Here is a 25843-nt window from a genome sequence, read left to right on the forward strand (position 1 = left end):
AATGAGGTGTTGGCATGAGTTCTTTTACTTTTAACAACCAACGAAAGGAGTACATTCAAATAGAAAAGGGATGGAGTCCACCAACATGGGCACCTCTAAAACGTAATTTCTTAAAAACACCTGGATACCCTGGTGCAAGATTATTAGGAACAGAAACGGATCCTCGTCCACTCCCTGTCCCTGTGGGAATCATTGTTCCAGATGGAACGAATTTAGAAACGTTAAAAGAAGAAATAGCGGGTTGGTTAATTACAGAAGAAGCAGTTGAGTTAGTTTTTGATGCAACTCCTGATAGAACATATTTAGCTGTGATTGATGAAGATTTTAATCCTGATGATTTCGTTACGTTAGGTAAAGGAACTTTGAAATTTATTTGTCCGATTCCTTATAAATTAGGACCTACTCGAACAGTAGATTTTCAAACAGGTGCGCTTGGGTTAACGGCAAATGTTCAAAACAAAGGAACCGTTCATTCTAATCCTATTATTGAGATTGACATTAAAAAACCAAACACTTTTTTAGATGTATGGTTTGGTGGGATATCTTTAAGTAATCGAGATTATTTTCGTATCGGTATGCCACTCAAAACTGTAGAAAAGCCTGTGGAAAGGAATCAACGTATAGTATGGGATGAAATGGCCACTACTGTTGGATGGAGTAAAGTCAGTTCAATGGAAGATGGTGAACCGGTTGGTGAAATGAAATCAGATAAATACCAATTCTATTGTTCTGATTTTGGAGCTGGAACGGGAAAAGGGTGGCACGGTGCAGCTGTCAAAAAGAGTATACCTGGTGGTCCAGTACAAGATTTTATTATGCAAGCCTACGTTACTTGTAAGAGTAAGAAAATCAATGAAATGGGACGAGTTGAGATAGCAATACTCGATGAAAATAGTAAGGTACTTTCGAAAGTTGCTATGAATGATCTCTTTTGGCAAGCTGAACAAAATTTTGGAACGATGGTTATTGGATACGATAACAAGCCAGGGAAAACAGGGCTGATTTATGAGAGTGGTGATTATCCGAATACATGGAATCAATATTTTGGACGATTGTGGATAGCTAGAACAGGAAATGTATGGGAAGCGTATATTTCGAAATTTCTTCCTGGGACAGAAAAAGATGATTCAGAGCGTTTTGCACGGTGGACAGATGAAAATAACTATCACATGGAAAAAGCAGCTCAAATACAGATTAGCATTATGCAATGGCAAGATGTACCGCCAGTAGAAGCGATGTCAGTTAGTGATTTAAAGTTTTGGAAAGTAAATTTAAATACGAAAAATACACCGCCTTATATAGTAGATGTTGGCGATAAAGTCGTAATTGATACAGAAAATAGTCATGTAACGATTGAAGGGAAGGATGCGATTAATATTAAGGACATTTTCAGTAATTTTCCTATCATTAATAAAGGTATGAATACACTAGAAATCAGGCCTTCTGATATCGGAACAGCAAAGGTTAAATATAGGGAGCGATTTAGATGAGGACGCCAAGTGGAGTCTTACATATTATTGATTTTAAAACTAGCCAAATTGTTTCAGCTATACAACCAAAAGATTATTGGGATGATAAACGTCATTGGGAAATCAAGAATAATATCGATACTTTAGAGTTTAAAGTATTTGATAACACGAAATATGTAGCAACACTTATGCAACAAAACTTAGTATTAAAAGAAGTAAGGGATGGGCGTATTGTTCCGTATGTAATCACTGAGGTAGAAAAAGACCCTGACGATAGATCCGTCATTACTTATGCATCAGGTGCATGGATTAATCTTGCTAAAGATGACTATATTCGTCCGCAGAAAATTGAAGGTAAGACAGTAAATGAATTTATGGATATTGCTCTTGTAGGTACAAAATGGAAGCGTGGTAAGACGGAGTATGCTGGATTTCATTCTATGACTATTGATGAATTTATAGATCCATTGAGTTTCTTAAAAAAGATTGCCTCCCTATTTGAACTAGAAATTATATACCGTGTTGAAGTGGTTGGTTCTCGAATTGCAGGTTGGTATGTAGACATGGTGAAAAAAAGAGGAAGAGAAACAGGAAAGGAAGTCACGTTAGGTAAAGATTTAGTTGGAATTAAACGTATTGAAAACTCACAAAACATTTGTACAGCTCTAATTGGCTTTATCAAAAAAGAAGGTGGAGAAGTTCTCACCATCGCAGATATAAACAAAGGTATGCCATATATTGTGGATAACGATGCTTTTCAACGTTGGAATGAAAAAGGCAAACATAAATTTGGATTTTACACTCCAGAAACAGAACAAGATATAACACCAGAACGATTGTTGACTCTTATGAAAACAGAGTTAGCAAAACGTGTGAATACCTCTATTTCTTATGATGTTCAAGCACAAAGTATAGGGCGTGTATTTGGATTGGTTCACGAGTTAATCAATGAAGGAGATACAATCCGAATTAAAGATGTTGGATTCACACCTAAGCTTTATTTAGAAGCAAGGGCAATCGCTGGTGATGAATCACATACTGATCCTTCGCAAGATAAATACGCATTTGGTGATTATCGTGAGATTACAGATTCAAATGAAGAACTACGAAAGATATACAATCGTATTCTTAGTTCACTAGGAAGTAAGCAAGAACTGATAGATCAGTTAGATGAATTAGTGAAAAATGCAAATGAAACAGCTAATAATGCTAAGAAAGAATCAGAAGTAGCAAAAACACTGGCTGAAAAAGTTCAAGAGAATCTTAAAAATAATATGTTAAATATAATTGAAGCTAAAAATCCACCGACCGATAACCTTATAATAGGCAAGACGCTATGGCGAGATATTAGTGACGGTAAACCAGGTATTTTAAAAGTGTGGAACGGTAAAGGTTGGGAGCTTCTTATTCCTGATGTGGAAACTATCAAGAAAGAAACAATGGAGCAGGTTAATAAGGATATTAAACTTACAAAAGAAGAATTAAATAAAAAAGTGGAAGAAGCGCAAAAAGAAGCTTCAGGACAATTCAAGGAAGTTAAAAATAGTCTCCAAGAAGTTTCGCAAACTATTAAAAATGTACAAAACTCTCAAGGTGAAATTAATAAAACAGTTTCTGAAATGAAACAAACTAATGAGGGGTTTACTAAATCTATTGAATCTTTAACAAAAAAAGACGGTGAAATCACTGAAAAGTTTAATACAGTAGAAGAGACTTTCAAAGGTACAAAAAAGACAATCTCTGAGGTGCAGCAAATAACTAATGATCTAAAGAAAACCACAACTGAAATTACAGAAAAGGCTGGCCGGATTAGTGAGAAGTTGGAGGTCGTAGAAAAGAAAGTTAATAACGATAAAGCTGGAGGACGTAATCTGTTATTAGATTCAAATGCTAAATACGAAAAAACAGATTATCTAATCAATCCATATTCTCTAACCGAAAATTTCTCTACAGGTGAAGAATATACATTTGTAATTAAAGGTAGCGTTCCGAAGGGGCAGAAGTTCGGGATTTGGCAAAATGGCGGTTCGAATAATGTTGGATATGCAACAAGTGTTTATGCAAATGGAATTACTTATGTAACTTTTAAAGCTGTAGCAGCAACGAGTGGAAATGAAAGAAAGCTGAGTCTGTATAACTTTCCAAGTAACACTACAAAAGCCATTGTAGAATGGGTTGCTTTATATAAAGGTAATAAGCCACAGGATTGGACACCAGCTCCAGAAAATCAAGTAACGAGTGATGAATTCACTAAGAAAACAACCGAGATTGAAAAAAGTGTGGATGGTATTAAAGAAAGTATAAAAACGGTAGAAAAAACACAAACCTCTTTTAATGAACGTGTTAACACTGTAGAAAAGAATGCAGAAGGAACAACTGCAAGTGTTAGGAAATTACAGGAAACACAAACTGAGCAAGGGAAAACATTAACTCAGGCGGCCACAACGATACAGCAACACTCTGAAGCATTGAAATTAACAATGAAAAAGAAAGATGTTGAGGATTATGTAGGCGGTTTAGGTACTGTCAACGAGTTGCGTGATGCTGATTTTAAGTTAGGACAGAAATATTGGTTTTGGAATAGCAGTAATGGGGCAATTGGTTCTGTTGATACGAATTTAAAATACAAGGGTATGAATACATTTGCAATTACCGTTACTGGCCAGACTCAAGATCGTTGGTGGGGACTTACAAGTCAATTCATTGAGTGTCAGGTTAACGAAGAATTTGTTGCATCAGGTTATTTCAATACTGATGGGAAAACACCTATTGATAGTGGCGGCGCATTTATTGAAATTGAATGGTGGACTGCTGACAAAAAAACTCGCATTAAAACAGCTAGAACGAATATCAAGGTTGTAAATCATACATGGATTCGTGCTGTATGTACAGATAAAGCACCAGCCAATGCAGCGTTTGTGAGATGGCGTTATTACGTTACAAGAAATGGGCGTTTATGGTGTGCTGCACCTATGTTACAACGTGGCACGATAGCTACAGAATTTTGGTTACATCCGAAAGATCAAACCGATGTTGATAAAATGCTAGAAGATATAGCTAATAGAGTAGCTACTGAGAAATACAATCAGAAAGTTACAGAGTTAGAAAGAAGTATTGGCGCAAATGAAAAAGGTATTACAATCGTTTCTAGAAAACAAGAAACGTTTATAAATGAGACTTATAATGCCTATGCAAGGAAAACGGAATCTAGGTTAGAAGTTTTAGATGAAGGGATTTTAGCGCAGATTTTAAAGGACGGAATTGTCACTGCCATCAATATGTCTCCTGGGAAAATTACAATCAATGCTGCAAAACTGGATATTAATGCAGATACAATGGTCAAATGGCTAACAGCAAAAGGCATTGATACGAATCTTATTAGAATTAACGGTGACAAGATAACTATTGATAAAGATGGTGTAACTGTTAAAATGCTAGATTTTCTATTCCAAGACGAATGGGGAACAAAAACAACTGCGGTATCAAGACGAAACCTAATAGCAGATCCCGACTTTTCTAGTGTTACAAAGAAAAACATTGGACATAACGATTATTATGGGTTTGAAGGTGGATACGGTCTTACTTGGAGGTCATGGGGAAATGTCGTAATAGAAAAGAATACACATATATTCGATTACGAGCAAATGGTGAATGCTACAAGGGTAGACATGTATAACTATCCAGAAGCAATCGTGAATAATGGCATACATCCCGGAAATGAATACACAGTATCTGCTCACTTTAGAGCATCTATGATAAATGGTGTACGTAAAACAGGGAAACCACGCTTGCATGTATGTTGTGTTAAATTCCGAGACAATGTAAGTTACGATATATGGAATGAACAAAAAATGGACTTTCCTGAGCCGTCTACATTTTATGGAGAAATTAGAAGATATTCATTTACCTTCAAAGTGCCGAAAAACTATATTCCACAACAACATGCATTGATTATTAAAGTTTGTTCTGGAAGTGCTGACATGAGACAAGGGACAGCACTTTGTGTAAGTGGTGTAACGCTATACAGTGGCAAATATGCATCTATGTATAATTGGAATCGTGCTGCAGCAGAAAGAGCGGATGGCATTCAGCCGTTTAACGCACTTGCTGTAGGTGGTGTGAATAATAATATAAAACCAGCAGCAGACGGACAAACGTTTGATATAAGTACAGAAAAGGATGTAAAAGTTTTTTCTAATATAAGGGCGATGCAAGGAATTAATTTAGGCGGCGGTGGATTCCAACAATGGGGACATATTCGTTTTGTAGAAGGAAACCGAGGATTAGGATTCTATGTCTGTAACTCAAATGGATGGCACTTTAATAGTTTGGGATAAAGAAGAAAGGAGTAATAGTATATGAATCAGAATCAAAATTCAGCTGTTGCACCTCCACAACCTGGGGATGTAACACCGTTTATGGGATATTTAGTAGAGCTGGAAAGATCTGAAACTGGAGTTTTTGTAAACATCCCTATTAATGTATTAAATAATGCAGGGCTTTCAAATGGCATGAATAAAGTCGAGGTATGGAGGGAACTTGATGGAACTATAAGCTTTAGAATCGCAACAAGATGCGAAATCTGTAAACGTGGAGCACGTCTATATGAACTAGATATGGGATTTGCAAAAAAGTACATTTGTATGGAGTGTTATACATCGCTTACCAGTTCTTATCCACCAAAAGAACCACTAAAACCAACTAATGAAAATAATACGCAAACAGAGCAGGAGCAGTATTAGCTGGTTTTTTTTTATTTCTGTTTATATTAGTTTTTAAGTATTTAAATTATTAATTATAATATATAATAAATATGATTTTATTATCGTATAATTTAAGGTTTCATTTAGGAGGTATATTATGAAAAAGAAATTTATGTTAATGATGCTTCTGTTTGCATTAATGGTAGGGGTACACCCTAATTCAATGACCAAAGCCGAAACTACGAGCGTACAAGGTGAACAATTCGAACAAGGGAAGTATGATTTACAAGCTGAGTTTTCTTTTGGTCAGAATTGGAATAAAAATTCACCTTACGTTGGACCAGAAACACCTAAAGTGAAATGGGAGTATAAGGTTTTTTACAAAGAAGGTGGTATTCAAACATTCTACAGTCAACCAGCAATTGGAAGTGATGGGACGATTTATATAGGAAATGCAAACCAAAAACTGTATGCATTTAATAAAGATGGTTCAGTTAAATGGGTTAAAGATGGTATAGCGAATATTTACACTTCACCTGTTATAGCGGCAGATGGAACTATTTATGTTGTAGGAGGAAAATTAACAGCTTTAAATCCAGATGGTTCAATAAAATGGCAAACTACAGATAATGGTTATGTTGATACTCCTATTCTAGATAGTGAAGGTACACTTTATGTACGCTATGCTGCTTATGATAAGAGAACAATACACGCATATAATCCAAATGGATCAAAAAAATGGGTATCAAGTGAACTGTTTAAAGGAACGACAACGGGAACTAATTCTATGCTTATGTCAAAGGATGGAATTATTTATACTGTATCTTCAAGTGGTGAAAATTATTATCTATATGCTCATGACAAAGACGGTAAAGAATTATGGAATAAAAAGATTAAGGGGAATGGAGGTAATCCTGGTTTTTCTTTAGGTTTAAATAGCGAATTATATATAAATGGTGGGTCTATTATATACGTTTTAGATAAAGATGGAAATATAATGAAACAATGGGAACAGGATGAGATTAGTTCAAAATCTGCTCCTACAATATATTCAAAAGATGGAACCATTTATATAGCTAAAAGTGGTGGTGTATATGCATATAATCCAGACTATACACTGAAATGGAAATATGAAACGGGTACTCAGGTTATTATTAACTCACCGGTAATCGATAAAAATGGTGTGATTTATGTTCATTCATCTCAACAATTATATGCATTAAACCCAGATGGTACACTGAAATGGAAGACCGAATGGTCATCTCCTATTTTCCATGGTGGTACTTCAAATAACTCTATAAGCATTGGTAAAGATGGAGTTTTGTATATTCTAGGGCATGTGCCTAAGGAGAATAAAGAAACGTATTATTCAGTAGTAGCTATTGGCGATTCTTATACAGACACTGTATGCACTAAAGATAGTACATACATGGAAGTACTAAAATCGTTGGAAGCAAAAAGTAAGAATGCTAAATTAACAGATGAAGAGAAGAAAGAAGCACGTGATATTTTAAAGAAATTATCGGATGATCTTGATAAAACAGATAAATAAACTTAATTGGATTAATACAATTGAATGGTTTTTGAGAAAAGAGGGACAAGCGTCTCTCTTTTTTATTATAAATAAGGAGATGGAAAGATGGATCGTATTGATGTATTAATGAAAGCATTTATCGCTACATTTGGCGGCTTTTGTGGGTATTTCTTGGGAGGATGGGATGCAACATTGAAAATCTTAGTGACGATGGCAGTTATTGATTATCTAACTGGCATGATTGCAGCAGGGTATAACGGAGAATTAAAAAGTAAAGTTGGTTTCAAAGGCATCGCCAAAAAGGTGGTGCTTTTTCTTTTGGTCGGAGCGGCAGCTCAATTAGATGCAGCGTTAGGAAGTAATAGTGCTATTCGTGAAGCGACAATTTTCTTCTTCATGGGTAATGAATTACTTTCACTTTTAGAAAATGCCGGACGAATGGGTATTCCGCTTCCACAAGCTTTAACAAATGCAGTTGAGATTTTAGGCGGTAAACAAAAACAAGAAGATAGAAAAGGAGATGTTAAGTAATGGGACAAATTATTGATATTTCAAAATGGAATGGTGACATTAACTGGCCTATAGCAAAGCAATACATTGATTTCATCATCGCTCGTGTACAAGATGGTTCAAATTATGTAGATCCATTGTATAAAGGATATGTACAAGCCATGAAGCAACATGGTATTCCTTTTGGTAACTATGCATTCTGTCGTTTCGTTTCTGAAAATGATGCACGAATAGAAGCTCGTGACTTCTGGAACCGTGGAGACAAGAGCGCGACAGTCTGGGTTGCAGATGTTGAAGTAAAAACAATGAATGATATGAGAGCGGGCGCACAAGCATTTATTGATGAACTACGCCGATTAGGTGCTCAGAAAGTTGGCTTATACGTTGGTCATCATATGTATGCTCCGTTTGGTATGGCAAATGTAAAATCTGACTTTGTTTGGATTCCTCGTTATGGCAGTAATAAGCCAGCTTATCCATGCGATATTTGGCAATACACAGAGACAGGTAATGTACCTGGTATCGGTAAGTGTGATTTGAACCAATTGATTGGCAGTAAATCATTATCTTGGTTTACAGGAGAAAAACAACCAGAACAAGCTATTGCCAATGGCGGCTATCAATATGTTAAATCTGGTGGTTTTGGTATTTCATTGGTTCAGGAAGTCGTAAACGCTATGAATGAGCGTGGAACAAAAGGGAAGGTTGTCTCTGATCCATTAACTGGATTAGCGTACTTACAAACTGAAGTACTACCTAATGGCGAACTTGATCAGATTACAGCTTGGATGGATGAAAGAAACTGGTGGTACGAGTACATTAAAAAATAAAACAAAAGAATAGTTTTATGAACAAGAATTATTATCTGGTTCTATATGTAGATAATTATATATTGATTTTCATCTTTATAAATGTTACGGTAAATATACACCGTTTCTTATTTATCTATGAGTACTGTCTGTAGAACGAATAGAATAATTTGAAAAAATCCCCTTTTGCACCTATATGCAGAAGGGGATTTTAATATTTATGAGATTTAAAATTTACTTTTAGATAATGCTTTAAGTACTGGCTTTACAATTAAACCCATTAAACGAAAGCCTTTAAATATAGAGCGTACAACTTTCATGAAGATGCCCCCTAAAAGAAATTATATATTAAGTATGTATTATTTCTTTTCTTTAACTTCGTATTTAGCCTCAATGAAATTTAATACTTTACCTTTTGGATCATCATTTTCAAATTGAACTGCTGTAACTGTATGTACCCCTGGTTTTAATGTATCTTCACTTAAAATAATTGACGTTTGAGTTAATTCTGCGACTTGTAATGTTTCTTTGAAAATCTTATCAACATAAACAAATGTTTGTTTGTCTCCTTGGAAGTTAGCATAATCTATACCAAGATGCAGCATTAAATCATTATTATTTGCAAATAAAACTGGTGCATTTCCATTTTCAGAGTTTCCTGCTGGTGTACTAACTTTTATCTTTCCTTCTCCAACTGGTGTGGCATCTTTAGGGAAAGGATGCTTACTTGTTTTTTTATTATTAGTTTCTGATGTGCTACTTTGTGCTGTATTGTCTTTAGCTTCACTCTTGCTATCTGTAGAACCACATCCAGCTAAAAGTCCTATTGATAGTCCTGCAATAATTAGTTTTTTCAAAGAATGTTCCTCCTAGTTGATGTTAATAACTGTATTATTATATCAAAAAACAAAGATGTAGAGATTGTTTATGAAATAATAAAATGAATACTTTATGCTTAGAAAATTTTTCTTCCATATAAAATTATAACAATTTAACAAAACATGATTTCTATATATAATAGAAGAAATAAAAAATCCTACTTTTGTTATCACCCTGTTGGTGTCAACCTCATGCGCCTAATGGCAACGAAAAACATCTACTTCGTCCCATTCGGTCAAGATGCGCCAGAGAAAAAACCGAACTCAATGGTAGCTCGTATGGAGTTACTGGAAGATACAGTATTAGAAGCGCTGCAAGGGAAGCAATTGCAACCGGTGGTCGTAGAAAAATTCAGATATATGAATTAAAAAACGAAAAAAAACGGACAATTTTTGATGAAACCATCATTCTTACTGTAGAATATGATAAAATTAACGTTATTAAGATTAGAAGGGGTATTGTATACTCCTTCTGATTCTAAGTTATAGAAGGATTGGTATCTAGAAAGGGGCATAGTGATGGAAAAGCAAAAAACTTTTCATGTCGCTGTAGTTGGAGCAACCGGCGCAGTTGGTGAACAAATGTTAAATACTTTAGAGAAACGAGAATTTCCAATCGGGAAATTAACGTTACTTTCATCTAAACGATCTGCAGGTAAGAAACTTGTATTTAAAGGCGAAGAATTTACAGTTCAAGAGGCAACTCCTGAAAGCTTTGAAGGAGTAGATATTGCACTATTTAGTGCTGGTGGATCTGTATCGAAACAATTAGCGCCAGAAGCAGCAAAACGCGGTGCGATTGTTGTTGATAATACAAGTGCATTCCGTATGACAGAAAACGTGCCACTTGTTGTACCTGAAGTAAATGAAAACGACTTAAAAGAACATAATGGTATTATTGCAAATCCAAACTGTTCTACAATTCAAATGGTAGTAGCTCTTGAGCCAGTTCGTCAGCAATATGGTTTAAAACGAGTAATCGTTTCCACATATCAAGCTGTATCAGGTGCTGGTGCGGCAGCTATTGAAGAACTGCATGAACAATCACAAGCAATCTTAAATGGCGAAGAAGTTAAGGCAAATGTTCTTCCTGTATCAGGTGATAAGAAGCATTTCCCAATTGCTTTTAATGCGATTCCACAGATTGATAAATTCCAAGATAATGGATTTACGTTTGAAGAAATGAAAATGATTAACGAAACGAAAAAAATTATGCATATGCCTGAATTAGAAGTAGCGGCAACATGTGTACGTTTACCAGTTGTATCAGGACACTCTGAGTCTGTTTACATCGAAGTAGAAAAAGAAGGCGTAACAGTAGCAGAATTAAAGAGCTTACTTGCAAATGCGGAAGGTATTGTTCTACAAGATAATCCAGAAGAGCAGTTATATCCAATGCCAGCTACTGCAGTAGGTAAAAACGAAGTATTCGTTGGAAGAATCCGTAAAGATTTAAATAACGATAAAGGATTCCATCTTTGGGTCGTATCTGATAACTTATTAAAAGGCGCTGCATGGAATTCTGTTCAAATTGCAGAGAGCTTAGTAAAATTACAATTAGTGTAAACGGCTAAGAGAAGGTGCAAAATATGAAAATAATTGTTCAAAAATTTGGTGGCACATCAGTACGTGATGACAATGGACGTAAGCATGCGCTTCATCATATAAAAAAATCATTAGCTGCTGGTTATAAAGTAGTTACTGTCGTATCTGCTATGGGCCGTAAAGGTGAACCATATGCAACGGATACGTTATTAAGTCTTGTAAATCAAGAGGAATCTACTATTTCTAAGCGTGAGCAAGATTTATTATTATCGTGTGGAGAGTTAATCTCTGCAATTGTTTTCTCTAATATGTTGAATGAGAACGGTATAAAAGCAGCAGCATTAAATGGTGCACAAGCTGGTTTTGTAACGAATGATGACTTTACGAATGCAAAGATTATTGAAATGAATTGCGATCGTATACATGAAGAGTTAGAAAATGTAGATGTAATCGTCGTTACAGGATTCCAGGGACAAACGAAAAAAGGTGATACGACAACACTTGGACGCGGAGGTAGTGATACTTCAGCTTCAGCATTAGGTGTTGCACTTCATGCTGAATACATCGATATATTCACTGATGTAGAAGGTGTTATGACTGCGGATCCTCGTATTGTAAAAGATGCACGTCATCTTCAAACTGTAACGTATAACGAAATTTGTAACATGGCTTATCAAGGTGCGAAAGTCGTTCATCCACGTGCAGTTGAAATTGCGATGCATGCAAAAGTGCCACTTCGTGTACGTTCTACGTATTCTGATAGTGAAGGTACGCTTATTTCAGCATATGACGGTGCTACAAGAGGTCGTGATGTAGAAGAACGTCCTGTTACAGGCATTGCCCACGTATCAAACGTAACGCAAATTAAAGTGCTTGCAAAAGAAACGGCATATGATTTGCAACAACATGTGTTTAAAGAGATGGCGAACGAAGGAATAAGTGTTGATTTAATTAATATTTCACCTACTGGCGTAGCATATACAGTGAGTGATAATGTATCAAGTCATGCAGTTAAATTATTACAGAACCTTGGATATGAGCCAATTGTGACAGAACATTGTGCGAAAGTATCTATCGTTGGGGCTGGAATGGCAGGATACCCAGGGGTTACTGCGAAAATCGTTACAGCTTTAGCGGAAAAAGGTATTCAAATCCTGCAATCGGCAGATAGTCATACAACAATTTGGGTTCTTGTAAAAGAAACTGATTTAGTGGAGGCTGTAAATGCATTACATAGTGCGTTTGAGCTTTCAAAAGAAAAGCAACTGGAACAATAAGGAGTGAGACCATGATAGATTTTGGGACAATTGCAACCGCGATGGTAACACCGTTTGATATAAACGGGAATATCGATTTTGCAAAGACAACGAAATTGGTAAATTATTTAATTGATAACGGTACAACAGCAATCGTGGTAGGAGGAACGACAGGAGAATCTCCTACATTAACTTCAGAAGAGAAAGTAGCGTTATATCGCCATGTCGTATCTGTTGTCGATAAAAGAGTGCCCGTAATCGCTGGAACAGGTAGCAATAATACGCATGCTTCTATTGACTTAACTAAAAAGGCAACAGAAGTTGGTGTGGATGCAGTAATGCTAGTAGCACCGTATTATAACAAACCGAGTCAAGAAGGAATGTATCAGCATTTTAAAGCAATTGCTGAAAGCACGCCGCTTCCGGTTATGCTATATAACGTTCCAGGACGATCTATTGTACAAATCTCCGTTGATACAGTTGTTCGTTTATCAGAAATAGAAAACATTGTTGCTATTAAAGATGCCGGCGGCGATGTGTTAACAATGACAGAAATCATTGAAAAAACAGCGGACGACTTTGCGGTATACAGCGGTGATGACGGTTTAACGTTACCAGCTATGGCAGTTGGAGCGAAAGGTATCGTTTCGGTAGCATCTCATGTTATCGGAAACGAAATGCAAGAGATGATTACAGCATTTCAAGTAGGAGAGTTTAAGAAGGCACAAAAATTACATCAATTACTTGTAAGAGTAACTGATTCATTATTTATGGCGCCAAGTCCAACTCCAGTAAAAACAGCGTTACAAATGGTTGGATTAGATGTAGGTTCTGTACGTTTACCACTTCTTCCATTAACAGAAGAGGAAAGAGTAACGTTACAATCTGTTATGCAATCTATCCCTCGTTAATAAAAAATGACCTAGTGTAGAACTAGGTCATTTTTTATTATATGCAAATCTTTTCCTCTTTTTTTCACCTATATGTGTTTTTATAAGAACATTAATCGCTTCTTCATTATATGTATAAGAAAATAATCATCCCCCTTTAACTGAGTCAAAAAATGATAGATATTATGGAATAAACGTAATAAACCACGGTGTCTGTTTTTAGAGAAATCCCCTAAAATGTGACGTAATTCATAAAAAAACTCCATTTTGTAAGTGTTTTTGTTGGATTCTAGAAAAATAAATCTTGAAACTCCCTATTATGAAATGAATTTAGCGTATGTATGGCTAGTTCTTCAAAATAATATGGAGTATAAAATCGGAGTAAATATAAAGGAAATACGTTCGATACTTTTATTGTCATTCCGTTCTTTTACTCTTTCTTTCGCACGATTTAACTTGTGTTCTATTTCTTGTATCAGGTATAATATGGCTAAGTAGCTTAGTACGGGTATGCTTAGCAAAATTGGTAAAAATTATAATTTGATTACATTTTCATATCATATCGAATAAGATATTTGATTTATATAATGAAAGAGAGGTGAAACCTGGTTTAAAAAATAAACAAGGACATGATATCGCATAACGGTAAGGACATTCGTCTTGGACGGTGAATATATGGTGGTTGTAGAGTTTCCCCTGGTGTCTCTGCAATTTTAGTGAAATCAGTGTTTGAAAGATTTTTAAACCAGGCAACAACATGAAGAGAAAAGAGAATGAGTCTGTTAAAGTATTTGCTCTTGGTGGAGTAGGTGAAATCGGGAAAAACATGTACTGTGTTGAAATTGATTCTGAAATCTTTATCGTAGATGCAGGGTTAATGTTCCCGGGAGATGAAATGTTTGGAATTGATATCGTTATTCCTGATATTACATATTTAGTGGAAAATCAAGAGCGAGTAAAAGGTTTATTTATTACTCACGGTCATGAAGATCATATTGGTGGAATTGTGTATGTACTTCGTAAATTATCTATTCCAGTCTATGCAACGAAATTAACAGTAGGACTTATACAAGAAAAACTTGGTGAAGCGGGCATGTTAGGCCGTGTAGACCTAAAAACAATCGATTCAAATTCAACAGTAGAATTTAACACTACAACGGTGTCATTCTTCGGAACGACACATAGTATTCCGGATTCTGTTGGCGTTTGTTTCCATACATCAAAAGGTGCAGTCGTATATACGGGAGACTTTAAATTCGATCAAACTCCAATTGGAAATAGTGGAGCAGACCTTGGTAAAATGGCACAAATCGGAAATGAAGGCGTACTTTGCTTATTATCTGATAGTACAAATGCAGAGCGCCCAGGCTATACAGGTTCAGAAAAAGAAGTTGGTGTAGAAATCTCTAAAGTGTTCTACGGCGCAGAAGGTCGCATTATCGTTGCTTCATTTGCATCGAATGTACATCGTATTCAACAAGTATTTGATGCAGCTGCTGAAACAGGGCGAAAAGTAGCAGTAGTAGGACGTAGTATGGTGAAAGTAGTAGACATTGCAAGACGTCTTGGTTATTTAGATGTTCCAGAAGGTATGGTTATTTCATTACAAGAAGTAGACAACTTCCCAGAGAAAAAGGTAGCTATTTTAACGACAGGTAGTCAAGGTGAACCGATGGCTGCTCTATCTAGAATGGCAAAACAAGCGCATAAACAAATTTCAATTCGTAAAGGTGATACTGTTATCATTGCTGCTTCGCCAATTCCGGGTAATGAAATATCTGTATCAAAAATTATTGATTTGTTATTTAGAGCTGGAGCTGAAGTTGTTTATTACGGCGAACGAAAAGTTCACGTGTCAGGTCACGGTAGCCAAGAAGAATTAAAATTAATGTTAAATTTAATGAAACCAAAGTACTTTGTACCCGTACATGGTGAGTTCCGTATGCAAAAAGCACATGCATATTTAGCTGAAGATGTAGGTATTACAAGAGAAAATATCTTTATCGTAGAAAAAGGCGATGTAATTGCTTTTGGTGACGATGAAGCAAACTTAGTCGGTAAAGTACAAGCTGGTAATGTTTTAATTGATGGATTAGGTGTAGGTGACGTTGGTAATATCGTTCTTCGAGATAGAAAGATGTTATCTCAAGATGGAATACTAGTAGTTGTTGTAACGCTTGGTAAAGATGAAAAGAAAATTATCTCTGGTCCAGAAATCATTTCACGTGGTTTCGTATATGTTCGTGAATCAGAAGCGTTAATTGAACGATCTACAGAGATTGTACGTATGATTGTTGAGCAGTCAATTAAAGAATATTCAATTGAATGGTCAATGTTAAAACAAAATATTCGTGAATTATTAGGACAGTTCTTGTACGAAGAGACAAAGAGGAAACCTATGATTTTACCGATTATTATGGAAGTATAAAAAGATCACCCTTATGGGTGATCTTTTTTCTTTTTAACCCTATCGAATGAAATTTATAACTTAAGAAATAATAGTTATATACGAGTGAAAGGGGATGCGAAATGACAGAACGTGATCGATATACAAATGAAGAAAAAGAAGCTGAGCCAAAAGAAGCTGGAAAAGAGGCTTCAATAGTTGAAAAAATTCAACAGCTTGGACAGACAAATGTACCACAGATGAATGAATCACGTATTCATTGTTTAACGATTATCGGACAAGTGGAAGGTCATGTTCAATTACCACCGCAAAATAAAACAACAAAATATGAGCATATCATTCCGCAAATTGTTGCGATTGAACAAAATCCGAAAATTGAAGGTTTGCTTTTAATATTAAATACAGTTGGAGGTGACGTTGAAGCTGGGCTAGCAATTTCTGAAATGGTAGCTTCACTTTCAAAACCAACAGTATCTCTAGTTTTAGGTGGGGGACATTCCATCGGTGTACCGATTGCTGTTTCTACTGACTATTCGTTTATTGCGGAAACTGCGACGATGACAATTCATCCAATTCGTTTAACAGGTCTTGTCATAGGTGTGCCACAAACATTTGAGTATTTGGATAAGATGCAAGAAAGAGTCATTCGTTTTGTGACGAAGCACTCGAAAGTAACAGAAGATCGTTTTAAAGAGCTTATGTTTGCGAAAGGAAATTTAACGCGAGATATTGGGACGAATGTAATTGGTGGGGATGCAGTAAAGTACGGTCTTATAGATGATGTCGGCGGTATTGGAAATGCGATTCGAAAATTAAACGAATTAATAGATGTTCGTGCGGAAGATAGTACAGAAGGGACAATGCTACAATGATTTTATATACAATTATGCCAGAGCAACTTGTGTATCCGGTCGATTATTCACAATGTGAAAGTCAAAAAGTTGTAAATATAAATGGTGTGGAATTAATGGTTTCTGAAGAGGAACATGGATGTTATTCTATTGTACGTGTGCTAAGTACGGACCCACTTCACTATTTAGAGTTTGAGCCCGGTCAGAAAATAACCTTTTAGCAAAAAGAAGGATTTTGTTTAGAAGCTATGGTATAATATAAAAAACAAGACGGTTGAGCAGCCATGAGTAGGCTGCTTTCTTCTGTTTATTTAGCATTTTACAAGAAGTGTAAAAATAGAAGATATAAAGACCAGAAAAATAGAGAAAACAGACATATAAATAGAGCGTTTTGAAGGAAGCTTTACTTATATGTAGAACACGAGGTGAAGAAATGGCAAAACAAAAGCAAAGAGGGACGAAGGCAAAGGCAAGACGTACGATAAAGCCAACTTTGTATTATGAAATCGTCGGTTTAACTCTTTTTGCACTTTCAATCATTACGATTTTACAGCTAGGCGTTGTAGGGAAATCGTTTGTGTTATTTTTTCGCTTCTTCTTTGGTGAGTGGTACATAATTGGTGTGTTAGGTGTAATAGCTTTATCGGTTTCCTTTGTTATAAAACGCGGATGGCCGAACCTTTTAAATAAACGATTAATTGGATTTTATTTAATTGTATTGGCGATATTAATGTTTAGTCATATTACATTATTTAACCTTCTTACAAAAGATGGAGCAGTGCAAAATACTTCTGTTATTGTGAGTACGAAAGATAACTTCTTTCTTGAAATGAAAAAGGGGCCAGATAGCGTTCATTTAGGTGGTGGTATGTTTGGTGCGCTTATGTTCGCAACATGTTACTTCTTATTTGACGAAGTAGGAGCTTATATCATTGGTATTATTCTAGTTATTCTCGGTATACTTTGTATAACAAATAAGCATATTGGAGAAGTGTTAGCTCCAGTTGGTAGAATTCTTAGAAGTCAGTTTCAAGTGATGCAAGGGGATTATAAAGATTGGAGAGCCAAAAGAACGGCTGAACAAACAGAAAAGAAAAAAACAACAAGAAGCACAAGAAGCAAACGTGCTGCAGAACAAGAAGAAATTATTGAGCCGATGGAAGAAATCTCAATTGATCCTCCGATTATTTCGAATTTCACTGAGAATTATCCTGTAAATGAAGAAGAGGATAAACGAATCGAAGTAGAGCAAGAAGAGTTGATCACTTCACCGTTTATTGAAGAGACTCCGCCAATTGAAGAACCAAAGAAAAAGCGTGGAGAAAAAATTGTTGAATCGTTAGAGAGTGAAGCGCAAGCACCTCCTATGCAATTTTCAAATGTAGAAAATAAAGATTACAAGCTTCCTTCACTTGATATATTAAAATTTCCAAAGAATAAGCAAGTTACAAATGAAAATGCGGAAATTTATGAGAATGCTCGTAAATTAGAACGTACATTCCAAAGTTTCGGAGTGAAAGCGAAAGTAACAAAAGTGCATAGAGGTCCTGCAGTTACAAAATATGAAGTGTATCCTGATATGGGGGTAAAGGTAAGCAAAATTGTCAGTTTAAGTGATGATTTAGCCCTTGCTTTAGCTGCAAAGGACATTCGTATTGAAGCGCCAATTCCCGGGAAATCAGCTGTAGGGATCGAAGTTCCAAACTCAGAAGTTTCGATGGTAACGCTGAGGGAAGTTCTTGACTCTAAGGCTAATAATCATCCGGAAGAGAAGTTGTTAATTGGTCTTGGCCGAGATATTACAGGTGAAGCTGTATTAGCCCGTCTAAATAAAATGCCTCATTTACTCGTAGCTGGTGCGACAGGTAGCGGGAAAAGTGTATGTATTAACGGTATTATTGTTAGTATTTTAATGCGTGCAAAACCACATGAAGTAAAATTAATGATGATTGACCCGAAAATGGTAGAGCTAAATGTATATAACGGTGTGCCTCATTTGTTAACGCCAGTTGTAACTGATCCGAAAAAAGCATCGCAAGCATTGAAAAAAGTTGTGAGTGAAATGGAACGTCGTTATGAATTGTTTGCTCATAGTGGTACACGTAACATTGAAGGATACAACGATTATATAAAAGAGCATAATAGTCAATCAGAAGCGAAACAACCCGAATTACCTTATATTGTAGTAATTGTGGACGAGTTAGCAGATTTAATGATGGTTGCTTCGTCTGATGTAGAGGATGCGATTATGCGTCTAGCGCAAATGGCTCGTGCTGCTGGTATTCATTTAATTATTGCAACGCAACGTCCGTCAGTTGACGTTATTACGGGTGTTATTAAAGCAAATATTCCATCACGTATTGCATTCGCTGTATCTTCTCAAACAGATTCTCGTACAATTCTTGACGGTGGTGGTGCAGAGAAGCTACTAGGTCGTGGAGACATGCTGTTTATACCAATTGGTGCATCGAAACCTGTACGTGTACAAGGCGCATTTTTATCAGATGATGAAGTTGAGAGAGTTGTAGAATATGTTATTGGACAGCAAAAAGCACAATATCAAGAAGATATGATTCCGCAAGATGTTCCTGATACGAAGCAGGAAGTAGAAGATGAATTATATGATGAAGCGGTTCAACTTGTAGTGGAAATGCAAACAGCATCTGTTTCTATGTTACAACGTAGGTTTAGAGTAGGTTATACGCGAGCTGCTCGCCTAATTGATGCAATGGAAATGAATGGTGTAGTAGGTCCGTATGAAGGGAGTAAACCGAGAGAAGTACTCATTAATGATGTACAAGAAAAAAGTTCTTAAAAAAAGCCTAATTGTTTTTACAATTAGGCTTTTTTATATAGTGTTTTTGTTATATACTATACTCAGCGATAAAGAAAGGGCTTACATTTAGGGGCGCCCTTTAGAATACGAATACTTTGAGTATGTTTTATGTAAATGTTCGATATTTAATGCAGAAAAATGTTAGATTTTGTTGACACGTATGAGAGCAAGTGGTAAGATTACTTCGAAAAGAATCACTGCCTCATATAATCTTGGAGATAAGGTCCATAAGTTTCTACCTGGCAACCATGAATTGCTAGACTATGAGGGGAAAAGTGTGTAACAAAGGATGTAAAGGATCTTTGTGCCGAACTTTTTCTCGAAATGAGGAATGTTTATGGTGCAAAGTTTTTTTTATGCAATAAAGAGTGAAAATTTTATTTTAAAAAATTATTATTATTTATTCGACAATTACACTTATTTTGGTGTTTAGTCATTTGTACTATGTTGTAAGTTGAAAAAAGAGAAAAGAAGTCTTACATCAGAGGTCGAATAATTGAAATGCGGGGGAGTCTTATGTCAGTAAAATCTGATAGTCGTCACCTATATCTACGGGTGATTGATCACATCAAAGAAAAAATTAAAGATGGCGCTTATAAAGAACGACAAAAGTTACCATCAGAGTTTGATTTAGCGAAAGAACTTGGCGTAAGTAGAGCGACTTTAAGGGAAGCGTTGCGTATTTTAGAAGAAGAAAATGTTGTCATTCGTAGACATGGTGTAGGGACATTTGTAAATGCAAAGCCATTATTTTCTTCTGGAATAGAACAACTTTCTAGTATTACAGATATGATTTCTAGTGTGGGGAAAACACCAGGAACAATCTTTTTATCATCATCTACTACAACTTTAACAGAAGAGGAAAAAGAGAAGTTTAATAGTGAAGATGGTTTTAATGCAGTGATGATTGAACGCGTGCGTACAGCAGATGGGGAACCTGTTGTGTATTGTATCGATAAACTTGCAAAAGAAATATTGCCAGACTTATCGGGTTATAATGAGGAATCATTATTAACGGTGATACATAATAACACGCATAAGCGCATAACATATGCGGTTGCTCACATTGAGCCAATTGGCTATCACCCTAAAATCTCACCAATTTTAGAATGTGAGCCTGAAACAGCACTGCTTGTATTAAAACAAATGCACTATGATCAAAATGATGAGCCAATCTTATATTCTATCAATTACTTTAGAGCTGATAAATTTAGCTTCCACGTATTAAGAAAGCGTATGTAGGTAAATTCCTTTTTAGGGAGGTGACAGCAAGAAGTAAGGAACAGCAGCGTAAGAATAAATAAATATATATCATTTTTGGAGGGGTTTCTAGTATGAAGAAAAAAGCAGGCCTTTTATTATCATTAACTTTAGCAGCAAGTACAGTTTTAGGTGCATGTGGTAACTCGGATAAGGCGAGCAGTGACAAGAAAGACACGAAAGACAATAAAGACTTCAAGGTTGGTCTCGTAACGGATGTTGGGGGCGTTGATGATAAGTCATTTAACCAATCTTCTTGGGAAGGGTTACAAAAGTTTGGTAAAGATAATGGTTTAAAAGAAAAGACAAATTATCGTTACCTTCAGTCTGAAAAAGAAGCTGATTATATTCCGAATTTAAAAAAATTCTCAAAAGATAAATATGATTTAACATTCGGAATTGGTTATAAATTAGAAGGTGCAATTAAAGAAGTAGCAAAAGAATCTTCAAAACAACAATTTGCAATCGTAGATACTGTTGTAGATGCACCGAACGTAACGAGTATTACGTTTAAAGATCATGAAGGATCATTCCTTGTAGGTGCGGTAGCAGCTATGTCAACAAAATCGAATAAAGTAGGATTTGTTGGTGGAATGAAAAGTGATTTAATTAGTAAATTTGAAAATGGATTTAAAGCTGGTGCAAAGGCAGTAAATCCAAACATTGAAATCGTATCTGAATATGCAGAAGCATTCGATAAGCCTGAAAAAGGTACAGTTCTTGCTTCAGCAATGTATGGTCAAGGCGTAGACGTAATTTATCATGCTGCTGGTGGTACAGGTAACGGTGTGTTCACAGAAGCGAAAAACCGTAAGAAAAAAGGTGAAAATGTTTGGGTAATCGGTGTTGACCGTGACCAACATCAAGAAGGTATGCCTGAAAATGTAACATTAACTTCAATGATTAAACGTGTTGATGTAGCAGTAGAAAAAGTAGCTAAAGAAGCAAAAGATGGGAATTTAAAAGGCGGGAAAATTGAAGAGTTTGGCTTAAAAGATGACGGTATTGGTATTTCAAAAACAACTGATAACGTGAAAAAAGTTAACCCTGAAATTTTAACAAAAGTAGAAGAGCTTGAAAAGAAAATTACAGCCGGTGAAATTAAAGTGCCAGCTACAGATAAAGAGTATAAAGAATATGAAGCTTCTCTAAAAAAATAAATAGAGAAATAGCAAAGGTTAGTTCATAGAACTAACCTTTGTATGTATAAAACTTCCGAATTGCTTAATAAGTTAATAGTGTAATAGGGAATGTTCCCTGTTAAAAGGAGGAACACAATGGAATACGTAATTGAGATGAATAACATTACGAAAGTATTCCCAGGCATTGTAGCGAATGATGATATTACGCTGCAAGTAAAGCAGGGTGAGATACATGCTTTACTTGGAGAAAATGGTGCAGGGAAATCCACATTGATGAATGTACTATTTGGTTTGTACCAACCAGAGCAGGGTGAAATTAAAATTAAAGGTAAACCTGTAAAAATCACAAATCCGAATATAGCAAATGACCTTGGTATTGGAATGGTCCATCAACACTTTATGCTTGTTCATAATTTTACAGTTACAGAGAATATTATTCTCGGAAATGAACCGAAGAAAAAAGGGAAAATTGCTGTTGAGGAAGCTGCTAAAGAAATTCAAAAACTGTCTGAACAATACGGTTTATCTGTAGATCCATATGCGAAAATACAGGATATTTCAGTTGGTATGCAGCAGCGTGTTGAGATTTTGAAAACTCTTTACCGCGGTGCAGAAATTTTAATATTTGATGAACCAACAGCTGTGTTAACACCGCAAGAAATTCATGAGCTAATTCAAATTATGAAAAAGCTTGTGCAAGAAGGAAAATCTATTGTTCTTATTACACATAAGTTGAAAGAAATTATGGAAGTTTGCGATCGTTGTACGATTATTCGTAAAGGAAAAGGGATTGGAACGGTTGACGTTGCAAATACGGATGAAAATAAACTTGCAGAATTAATGGTCGGACGTCAAGTGAATTTTAAAACAGAAAAAATAGACGCGAAGCCAAAAGAAGAGGTACTTTCAATTGCAAACCTTGTTGTTCACGATGCACGTCAACTACCTGCTGTAAAAGGCCTTGACTTAACTGTTCGTGCGGGGGAAATTGTTGGGATTGCAGGGATTGATGGAAACGGACAAAGTGAATTAATAGAAGCAATTACTGGTTTACGAAAAGTTGAGTCAGGTTCTATTGCAATTAAAGGAAAAGAAATAACAAATTGGCCTGTTAGAAGAATAACAGAAGAAGGAATTGGTCATATTCCAGAAGATCGTCATAAACACGGACTCGTTCTTGATTTTTCTGTTAGAGATAATATAGTTCTGCAAACGTATTATAAAAATCCATTTTCAAAGAAAGGGATTTTAAATTTCAGCAAAATTACAGAAAAAGCAAAGGCTCTTATTGAACAGTTTGATGTGCGTACACCTAGTGAGCAAACGTTAGCACGCGCTCTATCTGGGGGGAATCAACAAAAAGCAATTATTGCACGTGAAGTAGACCGAAATCCAGATTTATTAATTGCGGCACAGCCAACACGTGGTTTAGATGTAGGAGCAATTGAATTTATTCATAAGAGATTAATAGAGCAAAGGGATAAAGGAAAAGGTGTATTACTTTTATCATTAGAGTTAGATGAAATCTTAAATGTTAGCGATCGAATTGCTGTTATTTATGAAGGGGAAATTGTAGCAATAGTTGATGCGAAAGAAACGAATGAACAACAGCTTGGATTGTTAATGGCTGGAGGAACAAAGAAGGAGCAGGTGGGTACAAATGGCTAAAAAGCTTTTAACAGAACGAACGATAAATATTTTAGTCCCAGTACTATCCGTTATTTTCGGCTTACTTGTAGGAGCGATTGTAATGCTAGTTAGTGGCTATGATCCAATTGTTGGTTATAGTGCACTTTGGACAGGAATGTTCGGCAGCGCAAGTGCGATTGGTGAAACGCTTCGTACAATGATACCGCTTATTCTTGCTGGCTTATCGGTGGCGTTTGCATTTCGTACAGGTTTATTTAATATCGGGGTAGAGGGTCAATTGTTAGTTGGTTGGCTTGCAGCGGTTTGGTTCGGTTATGCAGTCTCACTACCAGCTTTCCTTCATATTCCATTATCTATTTTATTTGCAGCATTGGTGGGCGGAATTTGGGGCTTCATTCCGGGATATTTAAAAGGGAAGTTTCAAGTGAATGAAGTTATTGTAACTATTATGATGAACTATATCGCTTTGTATGTAACGTATGACATCATTAAGCGTTTCTTACATGCGGGTAATGACAAAACGTATGATATTAAAGAGAGTGCGTCACTATCTTCAGACTGGCTTGCTTCTATTACTGATGGTTCACGTCTACACTGGGGAATTATTGTAGCAATTTTAATCGCTATTTTAATGTGGTTCTTATTAGATCGAACAACTTTAGGTTACGAATTAAAGTCAGTAGGATTTAATCAGCATGCTTCTCAATATGCAGGTATGAAAGTTTCTCGTAATGTAGTATTCTCCATGACAATTGCTGGTGCATTTGCGGGGATTGGTGGAGCGATGGAAGGATTAGGGACATTCCAGAGTATGACAGCGATGTCTTCGTTTACAGGAGTAGGATTTGATGGGATTGCCGTAGCATTACTTGGAGGGAATAATCCGTTTGGTATAATCCTTTCAGCTTTATTATTTGGTGGTTTGAAAAGTGCTTCCCCTCAAATGAACTTTGAGGCAGATGTACCGTCAGAGCTTATTAATGTAATTATTGCATGTATCATCTTCTTTGTTGCATGTAGTTATGTGTTAAGATGGGCGCTTACACGCATGAGCAAGGAGGGGAAATAAATGAGCTTTTTAGATATATTAGCCATTCTTGTGACGGGTACGTTATATACATCGGCACCTATCATTTTCACAGCACTAGGTGGTGTATTTAGTGAACGATCGGGTGTTGTAAACATCGGATTAGAAGGACTAATGCTATTTGGTGCATTTATTGGAGTCGTTACAAACTTATTAATGGGTGATACTTGGGGAACGATGACTCCGTGGATTGCGTTACTATTTGCGGCAATTGGTAGTGGATTATTTGCATTACTTCATGCGGTAGCTTCTATTACATTCCGAGCAGATCAAGTTGTAAGTGGTGTAGCCATTAACTTCTTATCTCTTGGTTTAACAGTATTTGCAATTAAGAAGATTTTTGATAAAGGGCAGACTGACTTTATTCAGTATCGTATTGAAAAGATTGATATTCCAGGCCTTTCGGATATTCCGGTTTTAGGGAAAATATTTTTCTCGAACGTACCAATAACGTCATATATTGCCATTATTTTAGCATTCGTTGTTTGGTATGTTATTTATAAAACACCGTTCGGTCTTCGTCTACGTGCTGTTGGTGAACACCCAATGGCAGCGGATACGATGGGGATTAACGTATATAAAATGCGCTATATTGGAGTCTGTATTTCAGGAGTGTTTGCTGGAATTGGTGGAGCGATTTTTGCAATGTCAATTTCTAATAACTTCTCAGGGGCAACTATTACAGGACAAGGTTTCTTAGCTTTAGCTGCTATGATTTTTGGAAAGTGGAATCCACTAGGCGCACTAGGTGCAGCTCTATTCTTTGGTTTTGCGCAATCTCTAAGTGTAACGGGCGGAACAATCCCTGTATTAGATCAAATTCCAAGTGTTTTATTAACGATATTACCATATATATTCACAATATTAGCGCTTGTTGGTTTTGTAGGTCGTTCTGAAGCTCCGAAAGCTTTAGGAACTCCTTATGAAAAAGGAAAACGATAAGTATTTTATAAGTATAAAAAAGCTCGCACATTAGTGTGGGCTTTTTTACATAGAATATATTTAATACGGAATTT

The 25843-nt window shown here is 36.0% G+C and carries 19 protein-coding genes, 1 pseudogene and 1 riboswitch; of the genes and pseudogenes, 19 read left to right on the plus strand and 1 reads right to left on the minus strand.

Annotated elements, in window-relative coordinates; genetic code table 11:
- Positions 1-14: 14 nt before the first annotated feature.
- The 6 genes from ACTFO4_RS05630 to ACTFO4_RS05655 all read left to right on the plus strand — a co-directional run bounded on the left by ACTFO4_RS05630 (position 15) and on the right by ACTFO4_RS05655 (position 9046).
- Positions 15-1490, plus strand: coding sequence for a distal tail protein Dit (locus ACTFO4_RS05630; RefSeq protein WP_098852157.1), 1476 nt, complete (start codon positions 15-17; stop codon positions 1488-1490).
- Positions 1487-5806 (plus strand): phage tail spike protein, encoded by a 4320-nt coding sequence (locus ACTFO4_RS05635; RefSeq protein WP_257115641.1) that lies wholly within the window; start codon positions 1487-1489, stop codon positions 5804-5806. Before ACTFO4_RS05630 ends, ACTFO4_RS05635 begins: the two co-directional genes overlap by 4 nt.
- Before the next feature lie 21 nt (positions 5807-5827).
- Complete coding sequence (locus ACTFO4_RS05640; protein ID WP_097826523.1) at positions 5828-6211, plus strand: hypothetical protein; 384 nt, start codon at positions 5828-5830, stop codon at positions 6209-6211.
- A 118-nt stretch (positions 6212-6329) separates the two neighbouring features.
- On the plus strand, positions 6330-7724 hold the full coding sequence (locus ACTFO4_RS05645) for a PQQ-binding-like beta-propeller repeat protein (protein ID WP_257115640.1): 1395 nt from the start codon (positions 6330-6332) through the stop codon (positions 7722-7724).
- Between the two features lie 87 nt (positions 7725-7811).
- The gene (locus tag ACTFO4_RS05650) at positions 7812-8237 is read left to right on the plus strand and encodes a phage holin family protein (protein WP_065703361.1); all 426 of its coding nucleotides are present in this window, start codon (positions 7812-7814) and stop codon (positions 8235-8237) included.
- Positions 8237-9046, plus strand: a complete 810-nt coding sequence (locus ACTFO4_RS05655; protein WP_257115639.1) for a GH25 family lysozyme — start codon at positions 8237-8239, stop codon at positions 9044-9046. The genes ACTFO4_RS05650 and ACTFO4_RS05655 overlap by 1 nt, the downstream gene beginning before the upstream one ends.
- Before the next feature lie 338 nt (positions 9047-9384).
- Here ACTFO4_RS05655 and ACTFO4_RS05660 read toward each other — a convergent pair whose 3' ends face one another.
- Positions 9385-9882, minus strand: a complete 498-nt coding sequence (locus ACTFO4_RS05660; protein ID WP_257115638.1) for a hypothetical protein — start codon at positions 9880-9882, stop codon at positions 9385-9387.
- Positions 9883-10083: 201 nt separating this feature from the next.
- Here ACTFO4_RS05660 and spoVFB point away from each other — a divergent pair.
- From spoVFB to ACTFO4_RS05725, 13 genes and pseudogenes are all read left to right on the plus strand, one after another.
- A pseudogene (gene spoVFB / locus ACTFO4_RS05665) lies at positions 10084-10272 on the plus strand (dipicolinate synthase subunit B); the annotation flags it as partial.
- Positions 10273-10422: 150 nt separating this feature from the next.
- Positions 10423-11469 (plus strand): aspartate-semialdehyde dehydrogenase, encoded by a 1047-nt coding sequence (gene asd, locus ACTFO4_RS05670; protein ID WP_000414847.1) that lies wholly within the window; start codon positions 10423-10425, stop codon positions 11467-11469.
- 23 nt (positions 11470-11492) lie between these two features.
- Positions 11493-12725, plus strand: coding sequence for an aspartate kinase (gene dapG / locus ACTFO4_RS05675; RefSeq protein WP_000692451.1), 1233 nt, complete (start codon positions 11493-11495; stop codon positions 12723-12725).
- An 11-nt stretch (positions 12726-12736) separates the two neighbouring features.
- Positions 12737-13615 (plus strand): 4-hydroxy-tetrahydrodipicolinate synthase, encoded by an 879-nt coding sequence (dapA, locus tag ACTFO4_RS05680; RefSeq protein WP_000564766.1) that lies wholly within the window; start codon positions 12737-12739, stop codon positions 13613-13615.
- 736 nt (positions 13616-14351) lie between these two features.
- Positions 14352-16022: a ribonuclease J gene (locus ACTFO4_RS05685; RefSeq protein WP_000823096.1), complete on the plus strand. Its 1671-nt coding sequence runs from the start codon at positions 14352-14354 to the stop codon at positions 16020-16022.
- A 101-nt stretch (positions 16023-16123) separates the two neighbouring features.
- Complete coding sequence (tepA, locus tag ACTFO4_RS05690; protein ID WP_000139806.1) at positions 16124-16873, plus strand: translocation-enhancing protein TepA; 750 nt, start codon at positions 16124-16126, stop codon at positions 16871-16873.
- A complete protein-coding gene (locus ACTFO4_RS05695; protein ID WP_000605036.1) occupies positions 16870-17073 on the plus strand; it encodes a YlzJ-like family protein in 204 nt (67 codons plus the stop codon). Before tepA ends, ACTFO4_RS05695 begins: the two co-directional genes overlap by 4 nt.
- A 212-nt stretch (positions 17074-17285) precedes the next feature.
- Positions 17286-19667 (plus strand): DNA translocase FtsK, encoded by a 2382-nt coding sequence (locus ACTFO4_RS05700; protein ID WP_001118782.1) that lies wholly within the window; start codon positions 17286-17288, stop codon positions 19665-19667.
- A 203-nt stretch (positions 19668-19870) separates the two neighbouring features.
- Positions 19871-19972, plus strand: a riboswitch (purine riboswitch).
- Between the two features lie 232 nt (positions 19973-20204).
- Positions 20205-20930 carry a GntR family transcriptional regulator gene (locus ACTFO4_RS05705; protein ID WP_000114182.1) on the plus strand — a complete coding sequence of 242 codons (726 nt, stop codon included), beginning with the start codon at positions 20205-20207 and terminating at the stop codon, positions 20928-20930.
- A 92-nt stretch (positions 20931-21022) separates the two neighbouring features.
- Positions 21023-22108 carry a BMP family lipoprotein gene (locus ACTFO4_RS05710; RefSeq protein ID WP_000725771.1) on the plus strand — a complete coding sequence of 362 codons (1086 nt, stop codon included), beginning with the start codon at positions 21023-21025 and terminating at the stop codon, positions 22106-22108.
- 117 nt (positions 22109-22225) lie between these two features.
- Positions 22226-23758, plus strand: coding sequence for an ABC transporter ATP-binding protein (locus ACTFO4_RS05715; protein WP_000456914.1), 1533 nt, complete (start codon positions 22226-22228; stop codon positions 23756-23758).
- On the plus strand, positions 23751-24809 hold the full coding sequence (locus ACTFO4_RS05720) for an ABC transporter permease (protein WP_001085254.1): 1059 nt from the start codon (positions 23751-23753) through the stop codon (positions 24807-24809). Before ACTFO4_RS05715 ends, ACTFO4_RS05720 begins: the two co-directional genes overlap by 8 nt.
- Positions 24810-25769 carry an ABC transporter permease gene (locus ACTFO4_RS05725; RefSeq protein WP_000008856.1) on the plus strand — a complete coding sequence of 320 codons (960 nt, stop codon included), beginning with the start codon at positions 24810-24812 and terminating at the stop codon, positions 25767-25769.
- Positions 25770-25843: the final 74 nt, after the last annotated feature.

Source organism: Bacillus cereus group sp. MYBKT14-1 (genome assembly GCF_051915185.1).
Classification (GTDB): domain Bacteria; phylum Bacillota; class Bacilli; order Bacillales; family Bacillaceae_G; genus Bacillus_A; species Bacillus_A cereus.

What these genes read in the sequence shown, in the direction of transcription:
- ACTFO4_RS05630 (WP_098852157.1), top strand. Translation starts at nt 15, where the DNA reads ATGAGTTCTTTTACTTTTAACAACCAACGAAAGGAGTACATTCAAATA.
- ACTFO4_RS05635 (WP_257115641.1), top strand. Translation starts at nt 1,487, where the DNA reads ATGAGGACGCCAAGTGGAGTCTTACATATTATTGATTTTAAAACTAGC.
- ACTFO4_RS05640 (WP_097826523.1), top strand. Translation starts at nt 5,828, where the DNA reads ATGAATCAGAATCAAAATTCAGCTGTTGCACCTCCACAACCTGGGGAT.
- ACTFO4_RS05645 (WP_257115640.1), top strand. Translation starts at nt 6,330, where the DNA reads ATGAAAAAGAAATTTATGTTAATGATGCTTCTGTTTGCATTAATGGTA.
- ACTFO4_RS05650 (WP_065703361.1), top strand. Translation starts at nt 7,812, where the DNA reads ATGGATCGTATTGATGTATTAATGAAAGCATTTATCGCTACATTTGGC.
- ACTFO4_RS05655 (WP_257115639.1), top strand. Translation starts at nt 8,237, where the DNA reads ATGGGACAAATTATTGATATTTCAAAATGGAATGGTGACATTAACTGG.
- asd (WP_000414847.1), top strand. Translation starts at nt 10,423, where the DNA reads ATGGAAAAGCAAAAAACTTTTCATGTCGCTGTAGTTGGAGCAACCGGC.
- dapG (WP_000692451.1), top strand. Translation starts at nt 11,493, where the DNA reads ATGAAAATAATTGTTCAAAAATTTGGTGGCACATCAGTACGTGATGAC.
- dapA (WP_000564766.1), top strand. Translation starts at nt 12,737, where the DNA reads ATGATAGATTTTGGGACAATTGCAACCGCGATGGTAACACCGTTTGAT.
- ACTFO4_RS05685 (WP_000823096.1), top strand. Translation starts at nt 14,352, where the DNA reads ATGAAGAGAAAAGAGAATGAGTCTGTTAAAGTATTTGCTCTTGGTGGA.
- tepA (WP_000139806.1), top strand. Translation starts at nt 16,124, where the DNA reads ATGACAGAACGTGATCGATATACAAATGAAGAAAAAGAAGCTGAGCCA.
- ACTFO4_RS05695 (WP_000605036.1), top strand. Translation starts at nt 16,870, where the DNA reads ATGATTTTATATACAATTATGCCAGAGCAACTTGTGTATCCGGTCGAT.
- ACTFO4_RS05700 (WP_001118782.1), top strand. Translation starts at nt 17,286, where the DNA reads ATGGCAAAACAAAAGCAAAGAGGGACGAAGGCAAAGGCAAGACGTACG.
- ACTFO4_RS05705 (WP_000114182.1), top strand. Translation starts at nt 20,205, where the DNA reads ATGTCAGTAAAATCTGATAGTCGTCACCTATATCTACGGGTGATTGAT.
- ACTFO4_RS05710 (WP_000725771.1), top strand. Translation starts at nt 21,023, where the DNA reads ATGAAGAAAAAAGCAGGCCTTTTATTATCATTAACTTTAGCAGCAAGT.
- ACTFO4_RS05715 (WP_000456914.1), top strand. Translation starts at nt 22,226, where the DNA reads ATGGAATACGTAATTGAGATGAATAACATTACGAAAGTATTCCCAGGC.
- ACTFO4_RS05720 (WP_001085254.1), top strand. Translation starts at nt 23,751, where the DNA reads ATGGCTAAAAAGCTTTTAACAGAACGAACGATAAATATTTTAGTCCCA.
- ACTFO4_RS05725 (WP_000008856.1), top strand. Translation starts at nt 24,810, where the DNA reads ATGAGCTTTTTAGATATATTAGCCATTCTTGTGACGGGTACGTTATAT.